We start from the raw sequence: 20,789 nt of genomic DNA, 5'->3' as shown, positions 1-20,789 counted from the left end.
AGCCGCACCATGCCGATCATCGAAAGCCGCCTCGACCCGCGCGACGCGATCCACGACATCACGCTGAACGCGGGCGAACCTTGGCTGCACGACCTGAAGCGCGGGCAGGTCTTCCGCATCCTCGACCTCGAGGGCAACCAGGCCGTCGACACGCTGTTCTACCGGTCCGACGACCCCGAGGAGCGCTACAGCGCACAGGACACGATCCGCGCGCAGCGCAACCTGTACCTGAGCGCCGGCAGCGTGCTGCTGTCGAGCCGGGGCAACGCGATGGCGACGATCGTCGCCGATACGTGCGGGCGTCACGACACGCTCGGCGGCGCATGCGCGGCCGAGAGCAACACGGTGCGCTATGCGCTCGACAAGCGGCACATGCACAACTGCCGCGACAGCTTCCTCAATGCAATCGCGCACTGCACGTGCGGCACGGGCGCGCGGCTCACCAAGCGCGACCTCGTCGGCAACGTCAACTTCTTCATGAACGTACCCGTCACGCCGCTCGGCGGGCTGACGTTCGAGGACGGCATTTCCGCGCCCGGCAAGTACGTCGAGATGCGCGCGGAGATGGACATCACCGTGCTGATCTCGAACTGCCCGCAGCTGAACAACCCGTGCAACGGCTACAACCCGACGCCCGTGCGTCTCACCGTGTGGGAGGCCGAATGAGATTCGCCAAAGTCCTCGTTGCGAACCGCGGCGAAATCGCGTGCCGCGTGATCCGGACGCTGAAGCGGCTCGGCATCGCGTCGGTCGCGATCTACTCGGACGCCGACCGCGACGCGCGGCACGTGACGCTCGCCGACGAAGCCGTGCGGGTCGGCCCCGCGCCGGCGGCGGAGAGCTACCTGAACGTCGCGGCGATCCTCGCAGCCGCGCGCGAGACGGGCGCGCAGGCCGTGCATCCCGGCTACGGCTTCCTGTCCGAGCATGCCGGTTTCGCCGATGCATGCGAAGCGGCCGGCGTGCGCTTCATCGGGCCGCGCGGCGACCAGATGCGCGCGTTCGGCCTCAAGCACACCGCGCGCGCGCTCGCGGCCGCACAGGGTGTCGCGCTGCTGCCTGGCACGGGCCTGCTCGACGACGTGGCGACGGCGCTTGCCGAAGCCGGTGCGATCGGCTATCCGGTGATGCTGAAGAGTACGGCCGGCGGTGGCGGGATCGGCATGTCGTTGTGCCGTGACGCCGCGCAGCTCGAGGCGGCCTTCGAATCCGTCGTGCGGCTCGGCAACGCGAACTTCGCGCATGCGGGTGTGTATCTCGAGAAATTCGTCGAGCACGCGCGGCATATCGAAGTGCAGATCTTCGGTGATGGCCGCGGCGGCGCGATCGCGCTCGGCGAACGCGATTGCTCCGTGCAGCGCCGTAACCAGAAGGTGATCGAGGAGACACCCGCGCCGGACCTGACCGATGCCGAGCGCGACACGCTGCACGCGAGCGCGGTGCGGCTCGCCCGCGCGGTCGGCTACGCGTCGGCCGGCACGGTCGAGTTCGTGTTCGACGCGAATGCGCGCCGGTTCTATTTCCTGGAAGTGAACACGCGGTTGCAGGTCGAACATTGCGTGACCGAAGCGGTCACCGGCATCGATCTCGTGGAATGGATGATCCTGCAGGCCGAAGGCGACCTGCCGCCGCTCGACACGCTCGCCGTCGCGCCGCGCGGCGCGAGCATCCAGGTGCGGCTCTATGCGGAAGATCCGCACAAGCAGTTCCAGCCGAGTGCCGGCGTGCTCACGCATGTCGCCTTTCCGGACGACGTGCGCGTCGACGGCTGGATCGACGCGGGCACCGAGGTCAGCGCGCATTACGATCCGTTGCTCGCGAAGCTGATCGTGCGCGGCGATACGCGCCGCGACGCGCTGGCGGCACTGCAGGCCGCGCTGGCGCGGACCGAGCTGTACGGGATCGAAACCAACCTCGACTACCTGCGCGCGATTGCCGGCTCGGATACGTTCGCGCGCGGCGCGCCGACGACGGCGTTCCTGTCGCGCTTCGCATTCGCGCCGCACACGATCGACGTGCTCGACGGCGGCGTGCAGACCACCGTGCAGCAGGCGCCCGGGCGCGTCGGTTACTGGAGCGTCGGCGTGCCGCCGTCCGGTCCGATGGACGATCGCGCGTTCGATCTGGCCAACGCGCTGCTCGGCAACGCACGCGACGCGGCCGGGCTGGAATTCACGATGGTCGGCGCGACGCTGCGCTTCAACACCGCGACGCTGTTCGTGCTCGGCGGTGCGCCGCTCGCGGCAACGCTCGACGGCGAGCCCGCGCCGTTCTGGCAGGTGCTGCGCGCTCGACCGGGCACGGTACTGAAGCTCGGCGGCGTGACGGGCGCGGGCGTGCGCGCGTGCCTGGCCGTGAAAGGCGGGCTGCAGGTGCCCGACTATCTCGGCAGCAAGGCCACCTTCACGCTCGGCCAGTTCGGCGGTCACGCGGGGCGCGCGCTGCGCAAGGGCGACGTGCTGCATCTGCACGCGGACGCGGGGCGCGGCGACGCCGGCGCGACGCTGGCCGAAGACGACATTCCCGCCTTGACGCATGCGTGGACGCTCGGTGTGCTGGACGGGCCGCACGGCGCGCCGGATTTCTTCACGCCGGATGACATCGCGATGCTCTACGGCACGCAGTGGACGGTCCACTACAACTCGAGCCGCACCGGCGTCCGGCTGCTCGGACCGAAACCGCAATGGGCACGCGCGGACGGCGGCGAGGCCGGCCTGCATCCGTCGAACATCCACGACAACGCGTATGCGATCGGCGCGGTCGATTTCACCGGCGACATGCCGGTGATCCTCGGCCCGGACGGTCCGAGCCTCGGCGGCTTCGTGTGCCCGGTGACGGTCGTGCGCGACGAGCTGTGGAAGCTCGGCCAGTTGCGCCCGGGCGATACGGTGCAGTTCGTGCGCGCGGCCGCGTCGGCCGGGAAGCCGGCTGCTGCGATCGTGCAACCGACGCGCGACGTCGCCACGGCTGCCTCCGCCGCGCCCGGCGAATGCGTGCTGCATCGCGACCCGTCGGCGGGCGGCGGCATCGGTGTCGTCTACCGGCGCTCGGGCGATCGCAACGTGCTGGTCGAATACGGGCCGCTCGTGCTCGACCTGAACCTGCGCTTTCGCGTGCACGCCCTCATGTGCTGGCTCGACGCGCACCGGTTGCCCGGCATGCTCGACCTGACGCCGGGCATCCGCTCGCTTCAGGTGCAGTTCGATGCACGCGTGCTGCCGCTCGATGTACTGCTCGCGCATCTGCAGACTGCGGAGCGGGAACTCTCCGACGTGGCCGACATGCGCGTGCCGAACCGCATCGTGCACTTGCCGCTGTCGTGGGACGACCCGTCGACGCGCATCGCGATCGAGCGCTACATGCAGTCGGTGCGGCCCGATGCGCCGTGGTGTCCGAGCAATATCGAGTTCATCCGGCGGATCAACGGGCTGGCGAGCATCGACGACGTGAAGCGCATCGTGTTCGACGCGCGTTATCTGGTGATGGGGCTCGGCGATGTCTACCTCGGTGCGCCGGTCGCGACGCCGATCGATCCGCGGCACCGGCTCGTGACGACCAAATACAACCCCGCGCGTACCTGGACACCCGAGAACGCGGTCGGCATCGGCGGCGCGTATCTGTGCGTGTACGGCATGGAAGGGCCCGGCGGTTACCAGTTCGTCGGCCGTACCGTCCAGATGTGGAACCGTCACCGCACGACGCGGGAGTTCGAAGCCGGCAAGCCGTGGCTGCTGCGCTTCTTCGACGAGATCCGCTTCTACGAAGTCAGCGAGGCCGAGCTGGCTGCGCTGCGCGCGGATTTCATCGCGGGCCGCGCGTCGCTGAAGATCGAGGAATCCGTGTTCGACCTGGGCGCGTACAACCGCTTCCTGCGCGACGAGGCGGAGTCGATCGCGACGTTCAAGGCCGCGCAGCAAACCGCGTTCGAAGCCGAGCGCGAGCGGTGGCGGGCGGCCGGGCACGCGGAGTACGTCGGCGAAGCGGAGCAGGGCGACGCGCAGGCGGCGCGGGAAACGGCCGCGCTCGACGATACGCAGCGCGCGATTGCCGCGGACGTGTCGGGCAGCGTGTGGAAGGTGCTGGTCGAACCCGGCGAGCGCGTGACCGAAGGGCAGGTCGTCGCGATCGTCGAATCGATGAAGATGGAGGTGGCGGTGACGGCAATGGAAGACGGCACGATCGAGACAATCGATTGCGCGCCGGGCGCGGCGGTCGTGGCCGGCCAGCGGCTGATGGTGCAGAAGACCGGCGCCGCCGAGGAGGTGGCATGAGCACGACACAACGTTCGCCGCTGCCCGGGCCGGGCTCGATCGCCGCGCTGCGTGCGTGCTACGAGGCGGGCACCCTGACGCCGCACGCGCTCGTCGACGCGATCGCCGCGCATTTCGACGCGGGCGATCCGCATCATGCGTGGATCCGGCCGCTGACGCACGCCGAGATGACGACCTACGCCGACGCGCTGGCCGGACGCGACATCGCGTCGCTGCCGCTCTACGGCGTGCCGTTCGCGATCAAGGACAACATCGACCTCGCCGGCATTCCGACGACGGCGGCCTGTCCGGCCTATGCGTACACGCCGGATCGCAGCGCGCCCGTCGTCGAGCGATTGATCGCGGCCGGCGCGATTCCGGTCGGCAAGACCAATCTCGACCAGTTCGCGACCGGGCTGTCGGGGCAGCGCTCGCCGTACGGCGCGTGCCGCAATGCGCTCGATCCGCGCTATGCGTCGGGCGGATCGAGTTCCGGGTCGGCGGTGGCGGTCGCGCTCGGCGTCGCGGCGTTCTCGCTGGGTACCGACACGGCCGGTTCCGGGCGCGTGCCGGCAGCGTTTCACGGGCTCGTCGGACTCAAGCCGACCCGCGGCGTGCTGAGTACGCTCGGCGTCGTGCCGGCTTGCCGGTCGCTCGATTGCGTGTCGGTGTTCGCGCACTCGCCGGCCGACGCACGGTCGGTGTTCGCCGTCGCGCAGGGCGTGACCGAAGGCGATCCTTACGGGCGCGCATGGCAGCCGCTGCCGGATGTCGACCGGGGGCGTTCGCTCGGCCAGTGGGGTTTCGGCGTACCGCGTGCCGATCAGCTCGAATTCTTCGGCGACGAATCGTATCGCGCGGCCTGGGAGGCGGCGCTCGAACGCCTGCGGGCGACGGGCGCGCGGATCGTCGAGATCGATTTCAGCCCGTTCCTGGCCGCCGCGCGGCTGCTCTACGAGGGCCCGTGGGTTGCCGAGCGGCTTGCCGCACTCGGCGCATTCGCCGCGCGGGAGCCCGATGCGCTCCATCCGGTGATTCGCACGATCGTCGGCGGCGCGTCGCGCTTCAGCGCGGCCGACGCGTTCGCCGCGTTCGACCGGCTCGCGACGCTGGGCATCGAGGCGGGCCGCGCATGGGCCGGGCTCGACGCGATCGTGATGCCGACCTCGGCCACGACCGCGACCGTGGACGCGCTCGAAGCCGATCCGATCGGCATCAATTCGCGCTTCGGCTACTACACGAACTTCGTCAACCTGCTCGACCTGTCGGCGATCGCGGTGCCTGCCGGTGTCTGCAAGACCGGGGCGCACGCGGGGTTGCCGTTCGGGATCACGTTCGTCGGCCGCGCGCACGACGATGCGCGGCTGCTCGATCTCGCGCAGGCGTGGGGCGACGGCGATCAGGCTGTCCGTGAGCCCGGGGGCGCTGCAACGGCGGATGCGGCGCCGACGGAATCCACCGGCGTCGTGCGCGTGGCCGTCGTCGGTGCGCATCTGCGAGGCGAGCCGTTGAACGGGCAGCTCACGCAGCGACGCGCGCGTTTCGTCGCGGCGACGACGACGGCGGCCACGTACCGTCTCTACGCGCTGTCCGGCGCGGCATCCGGCGGCAGCGTCGCCAAGCCGGGGCTCGTGCGCGTGCCGGACGGCGGTGCGCCGATCGCGGTCGAGATCTGGGAGATGCCGGTCGACGCGTACGGCAGCTTCGTCGCGGGCATTGCGGCGCCGCTCGGCATCGGCACGCTGACGCTCGCCGACGGGTCGCGCGTGCAGGGCTTCCTGTGCGAAAGCGCGGCGCTCGACGAGGCCACGGACATCACGCGCTTCGGCGGCTGGCGGGCTTACCGCGCCCACGCCGCGAGCAGCGCCTCGCAATGAACGTCCGGTCGCGCGATGCCACGGGCACCGCGCGACCGGTACCCGAAACGATACGGAGATTTCCATGTCAATGACCCGCAACACGACCGGATGGCTGGCCGTGCGCCGCGAACTGACGACGCGCGGCAAATGGACGCTCGGCCTGGCGTCCTTCCTGCTGCCGTTCGCCGTCTGGTGCCTGATCAGCTATGTGCCGTTCGTCTGGCATCCGCAGATGCGCATCACGAATCCGGGAAGCGTCGACTATTTCCAGACCGGCATGCAGATCGATCGCGACGTCTTCGACGACGAGCTCGCGCATGCACGGGAGATGCATGCGGCCGTGCCGGAGGGCGTGCGCGCGAATCCGGTCTACCTGCCCGCGCCGCACCAGGTGTTGCGCGCGTTCTACACCGCATTCACGACCCCGCCCGCATCCCGCGACGGCGTATGGCTGCACGAGAGCCTGTGGCACAGCATCCGGATCATTTTCTGGGGCTTCGTGATCTCGTCCGCGATCGGTGTGCCGCTCGGCATCGTCTGCGGCACCTTCAGCGCGCTCGCGAGACTTCAGGAGCCGTTCCTGGAGTTCTTCCGCTACCTGCCCGCGCCGGCGTTCGGCGCGCTGATGGTCGCGATCCTGGGCATCTACGACGCACCGAAGATCGCGATCATCGTGATCGGGACGCTGTTCCAGCAGGTGCTGATCATCGCGAACACGACACGCAAGCTCGAATACGGGCTGTTCGAGGCCGCGATGACGCTCGGCACGAAGAAGCTCAAGCTGCTCACCCACGTCGTGATTCCCGGTGTGCTGCCGGACCTGTATCGCGACCAGCGGATCCTGCTCGGCTGGGCGTGGACTTACCTGATCGTTGCCGAACTCGTCGGCACCAGTTCGGGCATCACGTGGTACATCAGCCAGCAGGCGCGCTACCAGCATTTCGACAACGTGTATGCGGCGATCCTGATGATCGGGGTCATCGGCCTCGGGACCGACATCGTGCTCGGGGTGCTCGGCCGCAAGCTGTTTCCGTGGGACCGCACGCTGAAAGCGTGATGCCCTTTGATTCGCAACCGTCAACCGATTTCCGCAGAGGGCATCATGCAGAATCCGCAAGCCGTTCCCGAGTACCTGATGCAGTCCGACGCGGTGCGCGAGCGCTTCGCACGACTGAAAACCCGCGACGTGATACTCGACGTGCGCCACGTCGGCAAGCGCTTCGCGACGCCGCAGGGCGAGTGCGTCGCGCTCGACGACATCAGCTTCCGTACACACCGCCGCGAATTCGTGTGCGTGATCGGCCCGTCCGGTTGCGGCAAGTCGACGCTGATCCGCATCCTGGCGGGGCTCGAAGCGCAGACAAGCGGCGAAGTGCTGCTGGACGGCAAGCCCGTGCAGGGGCCGGGCGCCGATCGCGGGATGGTGTTCCAGGGCTACACGCTGTTTCCGTGGCTCACCGTGAAGAAGAACGTGATGTTCGGTCTCCGGATGAACGGGAGCAGCAGCGGCGAGGCCGAACGCGAAGCGCTGCAGTGGCTCGATCTCGTCGGGCTGACGCGTTTCGCCGACGTGTATCCGCACCAGTTGTCCGGCGGGATGAAGCAGCGCGTGGCGATCGCCCGTGCGCTGGCGAACCGCCCGCGCATCCTGCTGATGGACGAGCCGTTCGGTGCGCTCGACGCGCAGACGCGCGCGCGGATGCAGACGCATCTGCTCGACATCTGGCGCAATATCGACGTGACGATCCTGTTCATCACGCACGATCTCGACGAGGCGATTTTCCTGGCGGATCGCATTCTCGTCCTCAAGGCGAATCCGGGCGCGGTGCAGGAGTTGATCGAGGTGCCGGTGCCACGGCCGCGCGATTATTCGCAGGTCAATTCGCCGGCCTTCGTCGCGACGAAGGCGCGGCTCGAAGCGCTGATTCATCCGAAGGAGGCCGTGCCTGCCGATGACGACGACGGCGTGAAACCGCACATGATCCGGATGACGGACGTGTCGGACAACGTCGAGTAGACCGGGACGGGGAACGGCCGGGCGATCGGCACGGGCGCGGTCGGGCGCGTGCCGGAGGCGACGTGTTCGGGCTCCGTCCACGTAGGTAGTCGTAGCCGACGGCACAGGTCTGGCGCGTCTGGTCTTGGCCGCCCGCGTCGCGGCCAAGACCCTGATCGAGCCGCATTTGAAGGAGTGCGGCACGCGTTTTTTCGCGCTCGGCCTAGAACTGGTCATGGACGACAGCCTGGCCAACATCGTGGCGGACGGATGCGATGTCGGCATCCGGATCGGCGAGAGCCTCGCGCCGCACATGATTGCCGTCTCCATCACGCCGTCACTGGAGAGGGCGGTGGTCGGCACGCCGGCGTATTTCAGGGGCCATGGCGTACACGCGACGCCGGCCGATCAGCGGCGCCATTCATCCGTGCATCGGACGACTCGCGTTTCATCGGTCGCATGATCCGGATCGGGGGATGATGCGGATGAAATGGACGCCGCGCACGATAGTGCATGCGCCCTGGAAGCGCTCCCGCCGGGGTAGCCGACCGGAAATGCGAAGTCCGGCGTCGGTGCAAACCGGGTTCCGAAATCCGGCCAGGTAATACACGTCTTTCACCGCGACCCGCTGGTTAAGCTACGGCAACAACAGCAAGTGCTCGGTGGTGCCAGCCTGGCCGAGCTGAATGTCGGTCACGACCCCGTCGACGCATGGCCGAGCGCTGGACCGATCGGTCAGCGGGGCGGCGCAGCCGTACTCAGCTTCTCCGACAGCATCCGCTCGTACACGCCAAAGTGCAGATCGACCTCCTTTTGCGTGACCGGGGTGACCGTGATGTTGATCTGGTCGGGCAACAGGCCCAGCACAACCGCAACCGCGGCTTCAAGTTGCGGCGCACAAACCTTGTCCTCCGCCATCGTCGTGCCGACCAGCACGTCGTAGGTCTGTTCGTGCCGGCAGACAACCTCGACGAGTCGCGCCCGCGCGCTCATGTTGTTGTCGATCGCGAGCCTGACGACCTCGGTCACAGTGCGCATCGTCTCGGTCGGAAAGCCCTTCGTCGAGCGCAGCCGGATACGATGCCTGCCCAGCGTAAGCCAGTCCGTGTCGAATTCCATGGCGTCCTCCGCATGCAGTTCCAAGCCGCTGCGATGATAGGTTCCAGCACCGGAATTTCAAGTGCAAAAATCTGCCGACGCACCTTGAAATTTTTCGCGGAGTGCCTATCTTAGGTTTCGCTCAGGCAGATGCGCGGGCCTCTGGATCCCGCGCGCTGCGTGTTTCGATTTGTTTGCCGACAGTCTGGCAGGCGAACTGGAGCGCGTAGGCCCGTTCGCCTCCCGGCTGCATTCAAGGAGGATACGATCATGAGCGATCTTTACTTCGGAACCGACCTCTTCAGCGAGTTCGACCGCCTGCAGCAGCAGATGGCGCAACTCCTCGGCGGCTTCCCGTCCAGCATCCGCGCTGGCCGGCTTGGCGCGTTTCCTCAGATCAATATCGGTGCGACCGACGAGTCGATCGAGATCGTCGCCTTCGCCCCGGGCATCAACGCCGCCGAACTCGACGTATCGATCGACAAGGGCTTGCTGACCATCAGCGGCGAACGCAAATCGACACAGCCCGGCACTGGCAGCGAGACGCGTACGTATGCGCAGGAGCGCTTTGCCGGCGCCTTCAGGCGCGTCATCGAGCTGCCCGACACCGCCGATCCCGACAAGGTCCAGGCGCGCTACGAAAATGGCTGTCTGTCGATCAGTGTCGGCAGGCGCGAATCGTCCAAGCCGCGCGCCATCACTATCCAGTAATCCGAGGAGTCGATCATGAATGACACGACCCAACTGGCCGAACGCGGCCCGTCCACCGTGGCACGTCGCGACACGGAACAGCCCAAGCGCCGGATCACGCTCGTACCGGCCGTCGACATATACGAGGACAGCCAGGTCGTCACGCTATGGGCGGATCTGCCCGGCGTGACGAGGGACAAGCTGGACGTCAAGGTTCACGACAACAGCCTCTCGATCGAGGCCGAGGCGGCGGTGCCGACGCCGGCAAATCTGCGGCTGCAGCATGCCGAGGTCCGCGAACCGCACTTCGCCCGGACGTTCACGCTGTCACCGGACTTCGATACGTCACGGATAGAGGCGAGCCTTCACGACGGGGTGCTGAAGCTGACAATCCCGCGCCGCGACGAGGCGCGCCCACGGCGCGTTGAAGTCAGGACCCGCTGATCATTCGGCAACGGCAGGTCGGCAACGGCAGGTCGGCAACCAGGGCGGCAGCGATCGCGCTGCCGCCTGCGCGGACCAGGTGCAGGGGGGCGGGTGTCTGATGTTACGCAGGAGTCCTGGAAAGGACACGCGATCGATCTCCGCGCCATTTCCGTGCGACGGATCGTGACCCGCCTGTCCGCACTGGAGGGCTACATCGCTATCGTCCGGATCGAACGGAACGATGAGGTGTAGGCCGACCGGCATCCGCCGCGTTTCAGCGAACGCTGGACAAGCGCGACCGAAGCGCGGCGCGATGCGGTCGAGTACGCGGTGAAATCAGATTGAAGCTGAATCGGAGGACGCCATGAATACCGATTTGAAAAAGTGGAACCCCTTCAAGTTTCTTCGCGGAACTGCCCGCAAGTCCGATGCGGAAGGCGCGGAAAGCACGCCGACAGGCGAACAGTGGCGGGCTTCGTGGCCTGACATCCCGCGATTGTTCTCACGTGACCCGTGGCGTGCAATGGAGGCGTTCTTTCACGACCCGTTTGCAGGCGGTGGCGCGCTCGAACGCTGGTTTGGCGACTTCAGCTCGTCGCGCTTCCAGCCGCGCATCGACGTCGTCGATGAGGGGCAGGTGCTGCGCGTGACCGCCGAACTGCCCGGAATGGAGCGCGAAGATCTGAAGTTGAGCGTCGAGGATGGAGCAATCGTGCTGCGTGGAGAGAAAAAGCAGGATGTGCGCAGCGAGGAAAACGGCTGCTACCGGCTGGAGCGCGCCCATGGAAGCTTCATGCGCACGATCCCGATGCCGGAAAACGCTGATCCCGACCACACCCTGGCAAAGTTTGATAACGGTGTACTCACGTTGACCGTGCCGAAATCGGAACCGGTGCAGTCCGCCAGTCGCACGATCGATATCGGCTAGGGCAAGCACGCCAAGATCCCGCATCGCCGGGCCCGCTTCGGGTGCAACACGCTGCAGGAGGTGTCATATGCAAACGGACAACGTCATGGAGTATCACGGCTGCGAGGTCCGGCCGGTGGTAACCGTCACCGGAAACAGCCGCTACGCGGCGGCGGCCATTGTCACCGACCGGGCCGGCGAGACACGCACGCTCGGCGTCGATGGCGATTTCGCCAACGCCCAGGAGGCACGCGATGAAGCGCTGGAGCTTGCCGTCGCATGGATCCAGCAACGCTCGGTCGTTTCGGAGCGGTATGTCCGACGGATCTAGCGTGCCGGTCGAAAGCCGAGGGCCGGGCGCGAAGCAGGCACCTGCGGAATTGATGGGCGATTCGCTCCCGGTTCCGATGGCTACGGCCGGTTAGCGACCGTGAATACAAGCGACGGGAAAGGGTAGGGTCAATACCGGGCCGATAACAAGAGATGTCATGACGTCACGGCTTATGATAGGGAATTGCGCTTACCTTGCTCATGCCCCTGACAGGGCGCCTCAATGGATTGCGGGAGCAAAGAGCCGCGATCGTTTTTTGATCAAACAATGAGTCGAGTCGACGATTGAGCACAAAGCCGCTAACCCTGGAAAACGGGAAATACTGGGCGACGTGTCGCGAGCGAACGGTTTTCGCGGCCACGGCAAATGGATATGGTGACGTCTTTCCCGGTGCAGAGGTGATCGTCAAGGACGGATGGGCTACCTTTACCCGTGACGGCGTCGAAGTGTGGAACTGCAGTGCACGCTATGCTGCCGCACACTTCGACGTTCAGACTGCTTAGGAAAATCCGCACATGAGCCAGCTTGTTCAGATTGCGCCCGGCGTTGTGTTCTCATCTGATGTGCTTGGCGTCGATTGGGCGCGGAAATATCGACAGGACGACGGCGATGCTCAGTCCACGAACCGGCAGGACTTGGCGGTAAACGAAAGCGATCAGGCAGGTCGCACGAGCATGCCGGCTCAGTTGTCGTTGTTGTAGAGAACCGCCGATCGCAGGCACCTTGCGTCTGTCGCGCCTTCGCGTTGCCGCCGACGTTCGCTCCTGCGTCGATGCCCGACGCCGGCACCGGTTTCTTCCGCGAGTGAGTGCCGGGCCTGACCAAACGTCAACGGGTAGCGCGCACGCGAGCGCGAGGTCGCGCTTCCGTTCCGACCGCCTCTTACGCGTCTTTCAGCCAGGGCATTTCCACGGGTGACACGACCAGTTGCCGGAATTCGCGTTTCAGATCGAAGATGAACCCGACCAGGATCATGGATTCGGCGTAAGGAATCGGAAAGACGTGCGGATTTTCCGGAGTCCGCAGGGGGCGCTCGGGCGTGTCGGCGGTCGCCGCGGCATTCTCGCGAACGCTTTCCAGTTCTTCAGCCATGGCCGGGTCACCGACTTTCAACACACGGTTGCGCAGGTCGCTGAAGGGCTCGATGCGCGCAGCGTCTTCGTGGTATTCGGGTACTTCGTAAACGAACCAGGACATTTTCGTCTCCCATGAGAAGGGGCGCTATTCTAACGCTGCCCGAGGATCCACCGAAAATCGGCCATGTCGTGCGATGGCGGTGGGCGCTGGGCGCTGCAAGGAAGTGGGCCTTCGAGGTGTGATCACCAATGCGTCTCCCTGAGTCACCCGAAAACCGTCGCGACCATGAACCGATACATCGAATGGCGCTGGAAGCGCAGCAAAGTAACGACGCCCGACCGGAGCAAGTGGCGGGGACTATGCCTGCCGTGCCGCTCATCTTGACGCACAAGCGTACACGCCACGAGTTGAACGTGAAGCGTCCCGTCAACGACGACGGCGAAACGTTCAAACATCTCGCGGTGGACAGCCTTCAGCACGATGTAACCGGACTGTACCGCGCCGCTGGTTTCGGTCGAGGGATTTCAAGCCACCCAAGATGCCGGACCTTCGCGAATCGCCCTTATTGCACAGCGTCACTCAATCGAAACGGTGCAGTCACTTCTCGGCCACATCCATCTTGATCATTTCGCTCCATATCTCAAGATCTCGAAGAAGGCGATGCGCAAGGCGATGGCCGATCTCGACGGATATTTCGCTGATGCTTGATTGTCATCCCCGTTGGGGATATAAGTCCGGAAGTGACTTTGACCGTTGAATTGACGCATGACTACGAAGGAAGATCTCGCAGCACTTCCCCAGCAGGAACTGCTGCGCGTAGCGATGGATCGACTGGGTATGACGCGAGCGGAGTTTGCCGCGCGCTTGAGCATTGCCGTGCGGACGCTGGACAAGTGGCTTCTGCCGGCAGACTCGCCAGACTCGCGCACCATGCCCGATATGGGCCGATCATACGTGCTGGAAATCCTGCAGTGGCAGCAAATGCGGAAACCCGCTTGATTGTCCCCATTGGGGATATATACTGACGAATAGTGAACCTCGCCTTGAGAAGCAAATGCCGAATCAAACTTCCGCGCTGCTGAACACGATCGACGCCGACAAGGCGACACTCGACGCCGCGCGTCCGCTGCCACAGCACACCGTTGCCTCGCTGCGCGAAAAGTTGTTGCTCGAGTGGACGTATCACTCGAACGCGATCGAGGGCAACACGCTGACGCTGCGAGAAACCAAGGTGGTGCTCGAAGGCATCACGGTCGGCGGAAAATCCCTTCGCGAGCACTTCGAGGCGACAAACCATCGTGACGCGATCGTCTATGTCGAGGACATCGTGGCGAAAGCGGAGGCACTGTCGGAATGGCAGATTCGCAACATCCACAGTCTCGTGTTGAAGGGCATCGATGCTGAAGAAGCGGGCCGGTATCGCCGCGAAAACGTGGTGATCGCGGGTGCGAGTACAACCCCGCCGGATTTCATGCATCTGCCTGCTGAAATGGCCGCGCTGATCGACTGGTATGAGGCGGCCGGAGACAGGCATCCGGTCGAGCGGGCGGCGGAACTGCACACGCGATTCGTGAAGATCCATCCGTTCATTGATGGCAACGGGCGGACGGGGCGGCTGCTGCTCAACTTCGAGTTGATGAAGGCGGGCTATCCGCCCGCGATCATCCGCAAAGAGGATCGGCTTGCCTACTACGACGCGCTCGACAAAGCATGTGTTAGTGGCGATTACGGCGACATTACGCGACTGGTTGCCGAATCTGCACAACGCTCGCTTGACACATATCTCGACGTGCTCGGGCTGCGTCATACACCCGCACCGGATACGGCTCCGCCGTCACCGGGTTTTCGGCCGTAATCAAATATGAACTGGTTTCAGAAGAATTTATAAGGAACGAACCCGTTATTGAGCGTTTGGACGCGCAGACGATCTGCATTTCGAGTCCTTCGTCTCGGTATCGGAAGGGGCGTTCAACGACATTCTGGATCAGATATCGCCCTCATACAGCAGGTCCTGAGCGGATCACGTTCTCGCGGGCGACGACACGTGCAATACGCACGCGCAGATCGAGCACATCGAAATGTCTGGGGCAGAATTCACCCGGTCTCGCCGTGCAAGCGCCGCGCGGCGACACGCGCGTCACGGGATCACGATCGACCGCGATGGGCGCCGGCCGGAAACGTGCTGCCGCCCCATCGAGGTCGCGCGGGGATAGCAGGGAGCCTTGATTTTGCTGCGTTTTATCGGCGTAGATCGAACCAGATCCGCCAAGGCTTACCACGCGGCACCTGAAACAATACTCAGCGGTATCAGTCGCTTGCTGAATGGCCCTTCCGCACTTCTGATACCTGCCCTGAATGAATGTGCCGCCTGATTGGAATAGTGGGTGGCCCTCGGAATAGGGCGCTATTGAAACAAAAGTCCGTGCCGCCGATAACTGTCAACATTGACAGGGATTGCTTCAAATCGAATTCTTGCCGGCTCGACGACAGCACCACCTGATTGAAGACAGGCAGATGATTCCTCAAGCGTGACGCCATTTCGCCAACGTGGGCAGCTCGCGTTCGGTGGCCGTATCGTCCAGACGGGTCCAGCTATAAAACGTGCCGTCCCATCCCGGAACGGGCAGGGGCGCCGCGCATTTGACGTCGGCGAGGCCGGGCCGATAGGCCTGCGATGGCCAGAACAGCGGCATGATGCTGCGCGCCTCCATCCCTTGGCGCAATTCGGCCGGACCGTTCGCGTCGGCCACGATATCGCAGTGAAATGACCAATCCTCTTCGTTCCAGGCGAGAAATACACTCGGCGCGCCCGCGGCGTCGAACATCAGCACCGCGTCCTGATTGGGGCGCCAGTAGTATTCGACGATGCCTTCCCGCGCGGCCACCTCGTCGATCAGTTTGACGATCCTCGGATCCCGGTAGGTCGACCCTGCTTCATGCAGGCTGATGTGCCCGCGAGCCGCGCAGTGCTTGCGTTTCGCGTTGTCCAGCACGGTTGCCAGCTTGCGTGGCATCTCGACGTCGGTTTTCTTCAGAAAGCAATCGATCAGTCCCGCGTTGAACGCGTCCACCGCCTCGCGCTCGTCGGCAACACCGGTGAGCAGGATTTTCATGCAGTTTGCGTTGCGGATGGAGGAAAGAAGCTGGATGCCGTCGACCTCCGGCATTGAAAAGTCCACGACCACCGCGCCCACCGCCTCGAATCGGGCGGGATCGGTGAGCGCATCCTCGCCGATCGCATTCCCGCCTTTTTTCTCCGCACCGAAATAGTCGGCGGCCGTTGGCGGCATCTCCACGTCACGCGACGACACGAAGTCGAGCGCCACCCGGGGTTGCGTGAAAAAGCGGTTCAGGTGTTCGTCCGGAAATGCGCCCCGCAGTGCCTGCAGGAAATCCGGATTGTCGTCGACAAACACCACGGACACGGGATAGAGCACCGGCTGCCTGACGAAGGTTTGCATACGAGTGTCGATAAATCAGCAGAAAAAGATTCGATAACGGAGACGCGTTTCCAAAAATGACGGCCGCGTTGCATGACCGCGCCAATTATCGGGCGAAAGTGGGATTTACATCAACCATTTGTCAACCACTAATTTGGCATGTATTGACCGAAGCGCTCAACAGAATTGCACGGCGAGAATCTGGCCATTCCTTCTCGTTGAAGGAATGCGCCGCTACCGCCAGTAGCGATTCAAGGAGTTTTCCATGTTGACGCAAGACGCGATTCTTCACGTCCTTTCCAACGAAACGGCACATCAGTCCGAAAAAACCTTCCACCACGTGGTCGACATTTACCTCAAGGATTCCAATGCCTTCATGAATACCTATTTCGCACGCTACTTCGAATGGCAGGGCGTGTGCCGTGAACGCTGGTTTCACGAATGCATCCACAACAACCTGCTGGCGGCCGGCGGGTCGTTCGTGACGAAGCGCGCGCATCAGGAATACGTCCAGGAGACGTTTCCGTTCCAGCGGGTCGACTGCTTCCTCAATACGTTCGAGGTCCGGCAGTGTTCGGCGTATCTGCTGTTTCGCTTCTACGTCGACGGACGACAGGTGTCGCTGGGGTACCAGCAGATCGTGTTTGCCGGGCCCGACAAGCGGATCAGCCGGTTTCCGGCGGGCATCATCGAGCGCGTCAAGGCGTATGAACTGATCCTGCCGTCCGCCGCGAACTGAAGGTGAGACTGCCTTACCCGATGCGATAGTGCCGGGTGGGCGCCGGCGGATCGCGCAACGCCTGGTCCGCCGGCGAACCGGGCTCCGGCAGCCGAATCGTGAACGTCGTCCGCACGCCGGGGATGGATTCACACGCGATGGCGCCGCCGAGCGCTTCGCATGCACGACGACAGAAGCTCAATCCCATGCCGGCGCCGCACCCGTGCGACTTGGTCGAGAAGAAGGCGTCGAAGATTTGAGGGAGCACCTCGGGAGCGATGCCCGGACCCGTGTCGCTGAAACGCACCACGCAGTAACCGTTGCTGCGATGAGCGTCGATCTCGATCTGCCCACGGCCGCTTGCGTCGATCGCATACAGGGCGTTTTTCAGCAGGTTGAAGATGACGAAGATCACGAGCGAGTCGGTTCCGGAGAACCGGAGGTCCGGATCGATCGCGCCGACCGACACGCGGTCACGCTCCCCCGGACGGAAGGGAAAGCGATCCACCGCGGCGTCGACACAGGCCCGAATCGGATAGGCCGCGAAGCCGTGGCGATCGAGGCGGTCCAGCGTAAAGGACGCCAGGGACATTTCGACCACGGTGCTCGTGGTGTCGACCTGGCGCCGGATCGACGATGCGAGCGTCGGCAGCCGGTCCAGCTGCCCCGGATACAAGCTGTCGGCGCACAACCGGTGCTCCACCGCCAGCCGATACCCGCGCAGCAGCGCCGGCAGGACGTTGCGCAGCTCGTCCGCATGCAGGCCGATCGCCGCCAGCGGCGTGGCCACTTCGTGCGCGACCGTCGCGGCCAGGAGATAGGGGCCCATCAGGCCATAGCGGACGATCGACGTCGCGAGAATCCCGAGACTCATCGCAATGAACAATACCCCCACCGGATAGAACTCGACGCCGTAGTTCACCGCGTAGTCGGTGGCCGCGAGCGAGTAGAGGCCCAGGCTGACGAGACATTGCGTGAGCAGTTGCCGGACATCCCGCGCGCGCGTCTGTCGCCGTACCTCGATCAGGAGCCAGCCGCTGCGGCCGACCAGGAGGACGGTCTGCACGACGTGCAGCGGATGCAGTGGGCCCGCCTTGGGATACGGGCCGAAGAAATGCAGGCGGAATCCATCGACGACCCCATTGCCCGTGACCAGCAGTACGGCCAGCAGCACGCAAAGGCCGTAGGAGGCGAACATGAACGGCCGCTCGTCCCGACGCGACACGATCTCCGTCACGAAATGATAGAAGGTCGTCGGCAGGAAAAGGATGAACAGATAACCTGCCTTGACCAGCAAGTTGGCGACGTCCGCGTCGGTCGTCTGGAACAGGAAGGCCCACGTTCCCTGCCAGACGAAGGTCGCCGCGCACATCAAGGCGAACGGGACGGATACCCGCGTGAGGCCCTTGGTGGCCAGCACGTAGAGGCCGAACCCGAGAAACAGCGCAGAGACGAACGCGGGCAAGATCGAGTACATGATGCGTGAATCCACAATGTTCACTGGTCGCGCACCACTGTACTGTCCTGGCCGGTGCCGGTTGCGAGAGTAGCATGCAGCGGCAGGCGAGCGAGCGCGGGCGGGTTTGTCCACGAGGGTTTCGCGCATCTCGATTGCGGATCGTGCGCGTGGCGGATCCTGAATAGGATAATCGATCGCCGTCGTGATCAGGAACTGGCCATGGGCTAAAACTTTGCCGCATGCGAACCATGCATTCACGATTGCATTCGTTATTGCGATCGCGCGAACTATCGCCGTGACAAATGCCGGGAACCGCGCAGTAACAAACGCTGCGGCCGATCGGGTGAAGCGGGAATTCGAACAATGCAACAATTTGCCGCAGCCAACTGCCCGATCAGCGGATGAGCCGTCGTCGATTTTCAAGCTATTTTTAGAAGCAATCGCGCCGATCGAACACGAAATCCAGAATAATCGACCGAACCGTTACATCTTTCCGGGAACCCGCGTTCCCTGTCATGGAAAAATGACGTCACCCGGATAGCAGATGCATGCTTGCGGTAAACACCGCGGGCTACGCATTAACACCGAGTTTCGCGAATATTTCTCGATGCTCGAAAATCGCACGGATTATCGAATCAAATTCGATGCCCATGGCTGCGGCACGGCCATCATGGAATCAGCATGACTTTTTTGCGGTCCGCGACGTCCTGGATGACCTTAAACCTGTCCAACTCGCGCATCGTCATCGTGATCCGTTCCAGCCATCGCAGCCTCCGGCGCTGGATTCCCAGCGGCCGATCAGCTTACGATGGGTCGAAAAGCGGATATTTCAATCTAGCCGCTACAAAATCTGTCATACCCGGATTCAGATGTCCACCTTCCAGCTATTTAGAGATGTCCGGTTTTAAGGTCGGTTTTGCTGCGTCTCTTTCCTCGCTTTAACCGTTACGCAGTGTCGAAGGCCGGCGCCTGAACGGGCAGGGCGCTTGCGTTCGTTTCCTCCGTTTTTGCAGACCGACGGCCAGGTTTGTTTGGCGGCTTTGCGGTTTGCCGACGTTGCGCCAGATCCACGATCACATGCTCGACGTCAGCCTGCGTGATCTTGCGTTGCTTCTTCTTGCCCGGTTCAGCCTCGTTTCGATTGGTCCGGGTCGCGTCGCCTCGATGTGTTCGGGACGGGGCTTTACCGATTCGGCTGTTATCGCGTTGCGCCTGAAGCGCTTGCGCGACCTGCAGCACATGGCTCAAACGCTTGTGCTCAACGACGGCACCTTGATCGATTTCAGCCAGGCGGTCATATTCCTTGTAGGGCAACGCTCGACCATCAGCACGAATCTCGATCCGCCCATCCGGGTACTCCCACACCTCGATCTGCCGGTCGATCAGCTTCCGGTTCTCCAGTGTGTCGTCCAGTAAGTACATCACCCGGTCGTACTGCACCGTCAGCGACTTCGTTACTTTCCGCGGCTCGCGCCACGTCAGCACCAGATCCAGACTCTCGTCGGCCCGCAGCGGCCGGTGCGCATTGAACTCGCTCTTCGGCGGCTTCGCGAAGCGCGCGTTGTAGGCGGCCATGAAGGAGGGCGCGTAAGCGTTGGCGTCGACCACCGTGTTGATCCCGCGCAATCTCAACTCCTTGACCAGTCGATCCTGCAACGTCAGGTGCGCTCGCTCGACGCGCCCCTTGGCCGAGCTGCTGTTCGCGCAGAACGTGTCGATGTTCAGCTCGTACATCGCGCGGCCGAACGGTGTCACACGGTTACCGGTCTTGCCTGGCTTCACGTTGCGGAACACGCTGGCCTTGTCGCTGTAGAACGCCCCAGGTTTGCCGTGCCGTTCGATGTACGCGCGCGTCGCCTCGAAGTAGCTGAACGTCGACTCCGTCTGCGTGAAGTGCAGCATCATCAACCGGCTCGTCGCGTCGTCCACATACACCAGCAGCGCGCAGGCCGGCGCCCGGTTCTCGAACCATCGATGATCGCTGCCGTCGATCTGGATCAGTTCGCCCAGGCACGCCCGGCGCGCACGCGGCTGATAGACCTTCGGCGGTCGTTGCCGGCGTGGAATCCACAAGCCAGCCTCCGTCATCAGCTTCCTGACCGTTTCCTTGGCCAGCCGAATGCCGTGACACTCCCAGAGCTTCTCGCAGGCCAGTGTCGGCCCGAAATCGGCGTAGCGATCTCGGATGATCGCCAGCGCACGATCGGCGGCTCCTGGGTCCAGCCGACGGTTGCCGGGCTTCGCTCGGTGTCCCGATACCAAACCCGCCGCGCCATGTTCCCGAAGTCGGGCGACCAGCCGGCGAATCTGCCGGGTCGTCAGTTCCAGCCGTTCCGCTGCACGCCACGGCTTGAGCTTGCCATCCGCCACGTCCTGAATGACCTTGAATCGGTCCAGCTCGCGCATCGTCATCGTGATCCACTCCGTTGCAGCCATCGCAGCCTCCGGCGCCGGACACCCGGCGGCCGGACAGCTTACGCGGCACGAAAGCGGACATTTCCATGTAGCCAAAAGCGGACATTTCCATCTAGCTACTAC

Annotated in this window: 19 protein-coding genes; 14 read left to right on the top strand and 5 right to left on the bottom strand. The window is 64.1% G+C overall.

What is annotated here, in order from left to right:
• Nucleotides 1-9 precede the first annotated feature (9 nt).
• The 6 genes from DPV74_RS05680 to DPV74_RS05655 all read left to right on the top strand — a co-directional run bounded on the left by DPV74_RS05680 (nt 10) and on the right by DPV74_RS05655 (nt 8,568).
• The gene (locus tag DPV74_RS05680; protein WP_059699337.1) at nt 10-666 is read left to right on the top strand and encodes an urea amidolyase associated protein UAAP2; all 657 of its coding nucleotides are present in this window, start codon (nt 10-12) and stop codon (nt 664-666) included.
• Nucleotides 663-4,271 carry an urea carboxylase gene (uca, locus tag DPV74_RS05675; protein WP_119336730.1) on the top strand — a complete coding sequence of 1,203 codons (3,609 nt, stop codon included), beginning with the start codon at nt 663-665 and terminating at the stop codon, nt 4,269-4,271. Before DPV74_RS05680 ends, uca begins: the two co-directional genes overlap by 4 nt.
• Nucleotides 4,268-6,127 carry an allophanate hydrolase gene (atzF, locus tag DPV74_RS05670; RefSeq protein WP_119336729.1) on the top strand — a complete coding sequence of 620 codons (1,860 nt, stop codon included), beginning with the start codon at nt 4,268-4,270 and terminating at the stop codon, nt 6,125-6,127. Before uca ends, atzF begins: the two co-directional genes overlap by 4 nt.
• A 64-nt stretch (nt 6,128-6,191) precedes the next feature.
• Nucleotides 6,192-7,166: an ABC transporter permease gene (locus tag DPV74_RS05665; RefSeq protein ID WP_027792689.1), complete on the top strand. Its 975-nt coding sequence runs from the start codon at nt 6,192-6,194 to the stop codon at nt 7,164-7,166.
• Nucleotides 7,167-7,211: 45 nt separating this feature from the next.
• On the top strand, nt 7,212-8,126 hold the full coding sequence (locus DPV74_RS05660; RefSeq protein WP_021158111.1) for an ABC transporter ATP-binding protein: 915 nt from the start codon (nt 7,212-7,214) through the stop codon (nt 8,124-8,126).
• A gap of 124 nt (nt 8,127-8,250) precedes the next feature.
• The gene (locus tag DPV74_RS05655) at nt 8,251-8,568 is read left to right on the top strand and encodes a hypothetical protein (RefSeq protein ID WP_205571891.1); all 318 of its coding nucleotides are present in this window, start codon (nt 8,251-8,253) and stop codon (nt 8,566-8,568) included.
• 272 nt (nt 8,569-8,840) lie between these two features.
• On the opposite strand, the gene DPV74_RS05650 is transcribed toward DPV74_RS05655, so the two are convergent.
• Nucleotides 8,841-9,224 (bottom strand): hypothetical protein, encoded by a 384-nt coding sequence (locus DPV74_RS05650; protein WP_060084694.1) that lies wholly within the window; start codon nt 9,222-9,224, stop codon nt 8,841-8,843.
• A 249-nt stretch (nt 9,225-9,473) separates the two neighbouring features.
• On the opposite strand from DPV74_RS05650, the gene DPV74_RS05645 reads away from it, so the two are divergent.
• From DPV74_RS05645 to DPV74_RS05620, 5 genes are all read left to right on the top strand, one after another.
• The gene (locus DPV74_RS05645) at nt 9,474-9,914 is read left to right on the top strand and encodes an Hsp20/alpha crystallin family protein (RefSeq protein ID WP_060196843.1); all 441 of its coding nucleotides are present in this window, start codon (nt 9,474-9,476) and stop codon (nt 9,912-9,914) included.
• 15 nt (nt 9,915-9,929) lie between these two features.
• Nucleotides 9,930-10,337: an Hsp20/alpha crystallin family protein gene (locus tag DPV74_RS05640; RefSeq protein ID WP_119336728.1), complete on the top strand. Its 408-nt coding sequence runs from the start codon at nt 9,930-9,932 to the stop codon at nt 10,335-10,337.
• A 346-nt stretch (nt 10,338-10,683) separates the two neighbouring features.
• Nucleotides 10,684-11,247 carry an Hsp20/alpha crystallin family protein gene (locus DPV74_RS05635; protein WP_060084675.1) on the top strand — a complete coding sequence of 188 codons (564 nt, stop codon included), beginning with the start codon at nt 10,684-10,686 and terminating at the stop codon, nt 11,245-11,247.
• Between the two features lie 67 nt (nt 11,248-11,314).
• On the top strand, nt 11,315-11,557 hold the full coding sequence (locus DPV74_RS05630) for a hypothetical protein (protein WP_059699325.1): 243 nt from the start codon (nt 11,315-11,317) through the stop codon (nt 11,555-11,557).
• Nucleotides 11,558-12,072: 515 nt separating this feature from the next.
• Nucleotides 12,073-12,258 carry a hypothetical protein gene (locus DPV74_RS05620; RefSeq protein WP_119336727.1) on the top strand — a complete coding sequence of 62 codons (186 nt, stop codon included), beginning with the start codon at nt 12,073-12,075 and terminating at the stop codon, nt 12,256-12,258.
• A gap of 181 nt (nt 12,259-12,439) precedes the next feature.
• Here DPV74_RS05620 and DPV74_RS05615 read toward each other — a convergent pair whose 3' ends face one another.
• On the bottom strand, nt 12,440-12,754 hold the full coding sequence (locus DPV74_RS05615; protein WP_027792681.1) for a hypothetical protein: 315 nt from the start codon (nt 12,752-12,754) through the stop codon (nt 12,440-12,442).
• A gap of 645 nt (nt 12,755-13,399) precedes the next feature.
• Between DPV74_RS05615 and DPV74_RS05610 the strand changes: the two genes are divergently transcribed.
• Together DPV74_RS05610 and DPV74_RS05605 are read left to right on the top strand one after the other, a co-directional pair.
• A complete protein-coding gene (locus DPV74_RS05610) occupies nt 13,400-13,633 on the top strand; it encodes a hypothetical protein (RefSeq protein ID WP_027792680.1) in 234 nt (77 codons plus the stop codon).
• Between the two features lie 55 nt (nt 13,634-13,688).
• A complete protein-coding gene (locus DPV74_RS05605) occupies nt 13,689-14,489 on the top strand; it encodes a Fic family protein (RefSeq protein WP_059699319.1) in 801 nt (266 codons plus the stop codon).
• A 667-nt stretch (nt 14,490-15,156) separates the two neighbouring features.
• Here DPV74_RS05605 and DPV74_RS05600 read toward each other — a convergent pair.
• A complete protein-coding gene (locus DPV74_RS05600; RefSeq protein WP_060084679.1) occupies nt 15,157-16,095 on the bottom strand; it encodes a response regulator in 939 nt (312 codons plus the stop codon).
• Between the two features lie 244 nt (nt 16,096-16,339).
• Here DPV74_RS05600 and DPV74_RS05595 point away from each other — a divergent pair, with 244 nt between their 5' ends.
• Nucleotides 16,340-16,813, top strand: a complete 474-nt coding sequence (locus DPV74_RS05595; protein WP_021158078.1) for a thioesterase family protein — start codon at nt 16,340-16,342, stop codon at nt 16,811-16,813.
• A 13-nt stretch (nt 16,814-16,826) separates the two neighbouring features.
• On the opposite strand, the gene DPV74_RS05590 is transcribed toward DPV74_RS05595, so the two are convergent.
• Entirely contained in the window at nt 16,827-18,269 is a 1,443-nt protein-coding gene (locus DPV74_RS05590; protein WP_119336726.1) for a sensor histidine kinase, read from the bottom strand.
• A 927-nt stretch (nt 18,270-19,196) separates the two neighbouring features.
• Nucleotides 19,197-20,687: an ISNCY family transposase gene (locus DPV74_RS05585; protein WP_119336725.1), complete on the bottom strand. Its 1,491-nt coding sequence runs from the start codon at nt 20,685-20,687 to the stop codon at nt 19,197-19,199.
• Nucleotides 20,688-20,789: the final 102 nt, after the last annotated feature.

The sequence above is a fragment of the Burkholderia sp. HAN2018 genome, from assembly GCF_024704855.1.
Classification (GTDB): Bacteria; Pseudomonadota; Gammaproteobacteria; order Burkholderiales; family Burkholderiaceae; genus Burkholderia; species Burkholderia cepacia.
This window is presented reverse-complemented; position numbering and strand designations above follow the sequence as displayed.